The 7,022-nt window shown below is 72.2% G+C and carries 7 protein-coding genes and 1 pseudogene; 4 read left to right on the forward strand and 4 right to left on the reverse strand.

What is annotated here, in order from left to right:
- Nucleotides 1–245, reverse strand: a pseudogene (locus CCN33_RS32500) (ATP-binding protein); the annotation flags it as partial.
- A gap of 240 nt (nt 246–485) precedes the next feature.
- On the opposite strand from CCN33_RS32500, the gene CCN33_RS12120 reads away from it, so the two are divergent.
- Together CCN33_RS12120 and CCN33_RS12125 are read left to right on the forward strand one after the other, a co-directional pair.
- Nucleotides 486–1,346: a helix-turn-helix domain-containing protein gene (locus CCN33_RS12120; protein WP_086693642.1), complete on the forward strand. Its 861-nt coding sequence runs from the start codon at nt 486–488 to the stop codon at nt 1,344–1,346.
- Complete coding sequence (locus CCN33_RS12125; RefSeq protein WP_030809830.1) at nt 1,347–1,601, forward strand: DUF397 domain-containing protein; 255 nt, start codon at nt 1,347–1,349, stop codon at nt 1,599–1,601.
- An 83-nt stretch (nt 1,602–1,684) separates the two neighbouring features.
- On the opposite strand, the gene CCN33_RS12130 is transcribed toward CCN33_RS12125, so the two are convergent.
- The gene (locus CCN33_RS12130) at nt 1,685–3,172 is read right to left on the reverse strand and encodes a glutamate synthase subunit beta (protein WP_086693643.1); all 1,488 of its coding nucleotides are present in this window, start codon (nt 3,170–3,172) and stop codon (nt 1,685–1,687) included.
- 240 nt (nt 3,173–3,412) lie between these two features.
- Complete coding sequence (locus tag CCN33_RS12135) at nt 3,413–4,174, reverse strand: DUF2293 domain-containing protein (protein ID WP_086693644.1); 762 nt, start codon at nt 4,172–4,174, stop codon at nt 3,413–3,415.
- Nucleotides 4,175–4,278: 104 nt separating this feature from the next.
- On the opposite strand from CCN33_RS12135, the gene CCN33_RS12140 reads away from it, so the two are divergent.
- On the forward strand, nt 4,279–4,911 hold the full coding sequence (locus tag CCN33_RS12140; protein WP_086693645.1) for a nucleoside/nucleotide kinase family protein: 633 nt from the start codon (nt 4,279–4,281) through the stop codon (nt 4,909–4,911).
- 31 nt (nt 4,912–4,942) lie between these two features.
- Here the strand turns inward: CCN33_RS12140 and CCN33_RS12145 are convergent, their stop codons facing one another.
- Complete coding sequence (locus CCN33_RS12145; protein WP_086693646.1) at nt 4,943–6,070, reverse strand: magnesium and cobalt transport protein CorA; 1,128 nt, start codon at nt 6,068–6,070, stop codon at nt 4,943–4,945.
- A 178-nt stretch (nt 6,071–6,248) separates the two neighbouring features.
- On the opposite strand from CCN33_RS12145, the gene CCN33_RS12150 reads away from it, so the two are divergent.
- On the forward strand, nt 6,249–7,022 hold a 774-nt coding region (locus tag CCN33_RS12150), incomplete at its 3' end, for a methyltransferase domain-containing protein (RefSeq protein ID WP_086693647.1).

Raw genomic sequence — 7,022 nt, forward strand, 5'->3', positions numbered from 1 at the left:
GCGTTGGTGACCAGCTCGGAGACGACCAGCACCGCGCTTTCGCAGGTGTCCGCGCACACCGACCAGCCGGCGAGCCGGGTCCGCGCCAGGCGTCTGGCCTGGGCCGGGGAACCCGGATGCGCGGCCAGCTCGAAGCGGAACCGGCGGCCGGCCCCGGCCGTTGCCGGTGCCGGTGCTGCGCCGGGACGGGAACGGTCTGCGGCGGAGTCTGTTCCTAAGGGCGCGGACGGAATCACGCTTGCCACTATCTCCCCGCCGTGAACACTTGGCAAGTGTCACTCTGAAAAATGCAGAGTGCGGTATGACGCGGTGAACGGCCGTGGCACACTGCTCGCAACAGCACCTCGCGCGGCGCCAATTGGGACCCTCGCCGATCCGTCCGGATCGTCGAATGCGTCTTCGAACGGCGCCGCAGGGCTGTCGGGGTTCCTTCACCGGGTGTCCCCGCCCAGGCAACCGCTATCCCTTCCGTCGGAGGTGGCAACGTGAGCGAACCGCGGTCCGCGCCGACCGTGGGTCAGGTGGTCCTCGGCCGCCGCCTGCTGGACCTGCGGGAACGCGCCGGGCTCAAGCGCGAGGAGGCCGCCCGCGTCCTGCGTGTCGCCCCCGCCACCGTGCGCCGCATGGAGACGGCCGAGGTCTCCCTCAAGATCCCGTACCTCCAACTCCTGCTGAAGTCCTACGGTGTTCCGGACGACGAGGCCGAACTCTTCGTGCAGCTGGCCGAGGAGGCCAACCGGCCCGGCTGGTGGCAGCGGTTCCACGACATCCTGCCCGGCTGGTTCTCCATGTACGTCAGCCTGGAGGGCGCCGCCGCGCTCATCCGCTCCTACGAGCCGCACTTCGTCCCCGGCCTGCTCCAGACCGAGGACTACGCGCGCGGGGTGCTCACATCCGGCGCCATCGGCCAGACCAGCCCCGACGACATCGAGCGCCACGTCGACCTCCGGATGCGCCGTCAGAAACTCCTCACCCGCCCCGACGCGCCCCGCTTCTGGGCCGTGATGGACGAGACCGCCCTGCGCCGCCCGGTCGGCGGCCCCGAGGTGATGCGCGCCCAGCTCGACAAACTTCTGGAGGCCACGACGCTGCCCGGCGTCACCCTCCAGGTGGCCCCGTTCGCCAACGGGCCGCACCCGGGCACGTACGGCCCCTTCGTACTGTTCCGGTTCGCCATGCCCGAACTCCCGGACATGGTCTACAGCGAGTACCTGACCGGCGCGGTCTACCTCGACGCGCGCTCCGAGGTGGCCACTCATCTGGAGGTCATGGACCGCATGGCGGCGCAGGCCGCCACGGCACAACGCACGAAGGAGATCCTGCGGGATCTCCGCAAGGAGCTGTGAATGGATCGCATCAATCCGCGCCGCCGCGTCTACAACGGCATGCCCGCGCGGGAACTGGGCGCCGTGGGCTGGCACAAGCCCTGGAGCGGCGGCAACGGCGGCAACTGCCTGGAGGCCATGAAGCTGGCCGACGGCCGCATCGCCGTACGCCAGTCCACCGACCCGGACGGCCCGGCGCTGATATACACCACCGCCGAGATGACCGCCTTCATCGAGGGCGCGAAGGCGGGAGAGGCGGACTTCCTGCTCTCCTGAACGGCTGTCACTGTTTTTGACTCTGCGCACCACCTTTTGCCCCCGTCCCCCTCCCTCCCCTTCCCCTCTGGACCGGCCGATGGTCACACCGACATCGGCCGGTCGTACGGCGAGATCGGCGCCTCCAGCCACGACTCACCCATCAGATACCGGTCCACGGCCGCCGCCACCGCCCGGCCCTCCGCGATCGCCCACACCACGAGCGACTGACCCCGCGCCGCGTCCCCGGCGGCGAACACGCCCGGCACGTTGGTGCCGAACTCCCCGTCCCGCGCGAGCGTGCCGCGCGGCTCCGTCTCCAGTCCCAACTGGTCGATGAGCCCGTCCGCACGGTCCGGCCCCGAGAAGCCGAGCGCCAGCAGCACCAGGTCGGCCGGCAGCACCCGCTCGGTGCCCGTCACCGGCCGGCGCCGCTCGTCCACCTCCACCAGGTGCAGCTCCTTCACCCGCCCTTGCGCGTCCCCGGTGAACCGGAGCGTGGACGCCGCGAACAGCCGGGCGTCAGCGTCCGCCGCCGGAGCGGTCCGCAGCTCACCCGCCTCCTCGTGCGCGCCGGAGAGACGGTAGAGCTTCGGGTAGGTCGGCCACGGCTCCGCCTCCGCGTCCCGCTCCCCGCCCGGCCGGGCGTAGATGTCCAATTGGGTGACGGACGCGGCACCTTCGCGTACCGCCGTGCCCAGGCAGTCGGCCCCGGTGTCCCCGCCGCCCACGATCACCACGTGCCGCCCGGCCGCCGACAGGGGATTGGCCTCCAGGTCGCCCGCGCACACCCGGTTGGCCGGGGGCAGGTACTCCATGGCCTGATGGACGCCGGCCAACTCCCGTCCCGGCAACGCCAGTTCCCGCCACGCAGTGGCCCCCGTGGCGATCACCACCGCGTCGTACCGCGACCGCAGCTCCGGCGCCGGCACGTCCCGCCCGACCGCCGTCGACGTACGGAACCGCGTCCCCTCCGCCCGCATCTGCTCCAGGCGCCGGTCCAGGAAGCGCTTCTCCATCTTGAACTCGGGGATGCCGTACCGCATCAGCCCCCCGATCCGGTCGTCCTTCTCGTACACCGCCACGGTGTGCCCCGCCCGCGTGAGCTGCTGCGCGGCGGCCAGCCCGGTCGGCCCGGACCCGATCACCGCCACCGTCTTCCCGGACAGCCGGTCCGGCGGCCGGGGCGGCACGAACCCCTCCTCCCAGGCCCGCTCGGCGATCGCCCACTCGACGTTCTTGATCGTCACGGCGGGCTGGTTGATGGCCAGCACACACCCCGCCTCGCAGGGCGCCGGACACAATCTGCCGGTGAACTCGGGGAAGTTGTTCGTCGCGTGCAGCCGCTCGCTCGCCACCCGCCAGTCGGACCGGGCCACCAGGTCGTTCCACTCGGGGATCAGGTTCCCCAGCGGACAGGCGTCGTGGCAGAACGGGACCCCGCAGTCCATGCACCGGTTCGCCTGCGCACTCACGATCGGCAGCAACGCCCCCGGTACGTAGATCTCGTCCCAGTCCCGGACCCGCTCCGCCACCGGCCGCCGCGGCCACTCCTGGCGCGGCGTGCTCATGAACCCCTTGGGATCGGCCATGGGCGTCTTCCTCGCGGACGTGTACCGGGGTATGGAGGGCGCTGGGGGCACCACGGGCCGTGCGGTATCGGACGGGGGTTCCTCGGCGGTCACCCGGCCCGCAGGCGACCCCGTCCCCGTGTCCTTGCGGCCACGATACGTCTCCACCGACCCCCGCGCAGGGCGGCGGACGCCACCTTTCCGCACTCCAGGGCCCATGGGTCCACATTCGCGACCCCCGGCTCCCTCGCTCCACTTCCGTCACTCCTCTCCCTGCTCCCGTCCCGGTTCCACCACCTCCCGCGCGGCCGGCTCCCGCCACTCCCGCAGCACTCCCTCCACGGCCCCGGCGATCCGCTCGCGCGCCTGGCGCCGGGGCACCCCGCTCATCAGCAGCCCGTCGTACGGCGTGTCCAGGTGCCGTACCGACGCCACCACCGCCGAGGTCACCGCCGCCTCCGACAGTGCCCGACCGGCGGCGCTCCGCCCGACCCGCCCACTGCCCCGCAGGGCCGCGTGCCCGGCGACCGCCCGTGCCCGGCCGTCCGGACAGCCGGGGAACAGCCGCCCGATCTCCGCCGCGAACTCCGCGACGAAGCGCTCGTCCTCCGCCACCCGGCGTCGCGCGTCCCGCACCCGGCGCCGCCGCCGGACCTCCGCGTCGGCCAGGCAGCGTTCCTCCGCCCGCGCCAGCGCGGCCTCCTCCACCAGCAGGCCCTGGCGCTCGTACCGGCCACGCCGCCGCGCGAACCGCACCACCACCGCCCACAGGGGGCTCTCCTCCCGCGCCCTGCGGGTCAGCGCGGCATCCCCGCGCGGGAGGAACACCAGGTGCCCCAGATCCGCGCAGTCGAGGCAACGCGGTACCCCGTCCTCCAGCACCAGCAGCGCCAGCGGCCCCTGCCGGCAGGCGGCGCAGTGCTTGCGCCGCTGCGGCTGCACCACGACCGGGCCGCCCCCGGCATCGGGCAGCGCGGGGGCGCGTGGCGAGACGGGACGGCGTGCACCTGCGGGACGTGCCATACGCCGTTCATTCCCCGGCACCGGCTGGTCCTCCCGCACGAGGCCGGACCACCCGACCTTCCCTTCTTTCCCGCCCTCTTCCGGCTTACCGGCATCATGGGCGTGTGCGACTCGAAGCGATCACCTGGGAGCGGCTGGCCGAACGGCTCGCCGACCGGATTCTGGCGCTGGAGCCCGCCGACGGCAGTCCCTGGCCGCGCGTGGGCCTCGACGGAGCGCCCGCCGCAGGGCCGGGTGACCTGGCCACCCGGATCTCCGAGGCGCTCCGGGTACGCGGCCGGCCGTCACTGGTCGTCGGTGCCGAGGGCTTCCTGCGTCCCGCCTCCCTCCGCCTGGAGCACGGGCGGCGCGACGAGGAGTCGTACTACAGCGGCTGGTTCGACACCGGCGCGCTGTGGCGCGAGGTCCTCGGCCCCCTGGACGCCGGGGGCGACGGGCGGGTGCTGCCGGACCTGTGGGACCCGGTCACCGACCGCGCCACCCGCAGCTCCTACGTCCAGCTACCGCCCGGCGGGGTACTGCTCCTGCACGGCCCCCTTCTTCTCCAGCACTGGTTCCCGTTCGACCTGACCGTGCACGTCCTGCTGTCGTCCGGCGCCCTGCGCCGCCGCACCCCCGACCCCGAGCACTGGACGCTCCCCGCCTTCGCCCGCTACGAGACGGAGACCGACCCCGCCGCGACGGCCGATGTGGTGGTGCGCGCCGACGACCCCCGGCATCCCGCCTGGAACGGCTGACCTCGCCTGCCGGACCCGGAGGACCGACGGGTCAGAACCAGCCGTTGCGCCGGAAGCCACGCCAGAGCGCGACACAGGCCAGCGCGGTGATGCCCATGATCACCGGGTAGCCGTAGTGCCACCGCGCTTCCGGCATGTACTCGAAGTTCATGCCGTAGACACCGCAGACCATCGTCGGCACCGCGACGATCGCGGCCCAGGCGGTGATCTTCCGCATGTCCTCGTTCTGCGCGACCGTCACCTGGGCCAGATGGGCCTGGAGGATGGAGTTGAGCAGCTCGTCGAACGCGGCGATCTGGTCCTTGGCCCGTATCAGATGGTCCATCACATCGCGGAAGTACGCCTGTATCTCCGGGTCGACCACCCTCATCGGCCGGGTGGCGAGGTCTTCCACCGGCCGCACCAGCGGCACCGCCGCCCGTTTCAGTTCGAGCAGTTCGCGTTTGAGCTGGTAGATCCGCCCCGGATCGGCCCGGCCGCCCTCCTCCGAGAAGACGTCCGTCTCGACCTGCTCGACATCGCCCTGCACCGCGTCCGTGACGTTCAGGTACTCGTCCACCACGTGGTCCGCGACGGCGTGCAGCACCGCCGAGGGGCCCTTGGAGAGCTGACGCGGGCGCGACTCCAGCTCCTCGCGCAGCGGGCCCAGCGAGCCGTGGTGGCCGTGCCGCACGGTGATGACGAAGTCCTCGCCGACGAACACCATGATCTCGCCGGTGTTCACCACCTCGCTCGTGGCCGTCAGCTTCTCGTGCTCCACGTAACAGACGGTCTTCAGCACCGCGAAGAGCGTGTCGCCGTACCGCTCCAGCTTCGGGCGCTGGTGGGCCTCCACCGCGTCCTCCACCGCGAGCGGGTGCAGGTCGAACAGCTCGGCCACATCGGCGAACTCCTCGGTGGTCGGCTCGTGCAGACCCAGCCAGACGAAACCGTCGCCGGTGTTGCGGACCGTCTTCACGGCGTCCACCACATCGGCGGAACCCGGCACGCGTATGCCGTCCTGATACATCACGCAGTTCACGACCGAGGAACCCAGCGGTGACCTGGCCGGGTGGCTCAGGTCCACACGCGGCCGGCGCCGGGCCAGACCGGCCACCTTGCGCAGGCCGCCGACCTTGCTCAGCTTTGTGACTTTCCGCAGATTCCCCGCCATCGACATCTGGATCTCCTTGCCTGGATCTCCGCACCCGACACCATTCGTGCCCTGCCCGGTCAGTCTGCCAGTCCGTCGAGAAGGCCGGGGAAGCCTGTGGGAACAGCGGATTCCGCTTTGTTCCCGCCTGTGGACGCAGGGTCGGCCGCCCCGGGCCGGGTGACCGGCTGGGACGATGCGGGACATGACGCCATCGGACGGATACCTCCTGGACAACCGGCAGGCCGAGGCGGGCGAACGCTTCGACGCCTTCGCCTCCCTCTTCGACCCCACCACGTTCCGCCACCTGGAACGCCTCGGCATCGGCCCCGGCTGGCGCTGCTGGGAGGTCGGTGCCGGGGGCACCTCCGTCGTCTCCTGGCTCGCCCGGAAGGCCGGCCCGGCCGGTACCGTCCTCGCCACCGACATCGACACCTCACGCCTGGACACCGTGGCCCGTCCGCCGGTGGAGGTCCGTACCCATGACGTGGGCGCCGAGGAACCGCCCGGCCGGGGCTTCGACCTGGTGCACGCCCGGCTCGTACTGGTCCATGTCCCGGACCGGGAAAGGGCGTTGCGCTCCATGATCGAAGCGCTGCGACCCGGCGGCCTGCTGCTGATCGAGGACGCCGACCCGGCTCTGCAACCCCTGACCTGCCCCGACGAGCACGGCCCCGAGGAGCGGCTCGCCAACCGGCTCCGCCAGGGCTTTCGCCGGCTCCTCGCCGAACGCGGCGCCGACCTCTCCTACGGGCGCCGCCTGCCCCGGCTCCTCCGGGAGGCCGGGCTGCGGCAGGTCGAGGCCGACGCGTACTTCCCGCTCACCTCACCGGCGTGCACCGCCCTCGAACTGGCCACGGTCCGTCAGATCCGGGAGCGTCTGGTCGAAGCGGGGTTCGCGACCGACGAGGACATCGACCGCCACCTCGCCAACGTCGCGGCGGGGGGCATGGATCTGGCGACGGCGCCGATGATCTCG

It is taken from the genome of Streptomyces recifensis (assembly GCF_002154615.1).
Lineage (GTDB): Bacteria > Actinomycetota > Actinomycetes > Streptomycetales > Streptomycetaceae > Streptomyces > Streptomyces griseoluteus.

Bases quoted from the DNA above. Each gene is read 5' to 3' on its own strand.
- CCN33_RS12145 (WP_086693646.1), bottom strand. From the start codon at position 6,070: ATGTCGATGGCGGGGAATCTGCGGAAAGTCACAAAGCTGAGCAAGGTC.
- CCN33_RS12125 (WP_030809830.1), top strand. From the start codon at position 1,347: ATGGATCGCATCAATCCGCGCCGCCGCGTCTACAACGGCATGCCCGCG.
- CCN33_RS12135 (WP_086693644.1), bottom strand. From the start codon at position 4,174: ATGGCACGTCCCGCAGGTGCACGCCGTCCCGTCTCGCCACGCGCCCCC.
- CCN33_RS12130 (WP_086693643.1), bottom strand. From the start codon at position 3,172: ATGGCCGATCCCAAGGGGTTCATGAGCACGCCGCGCCAGGAGTGGCCG.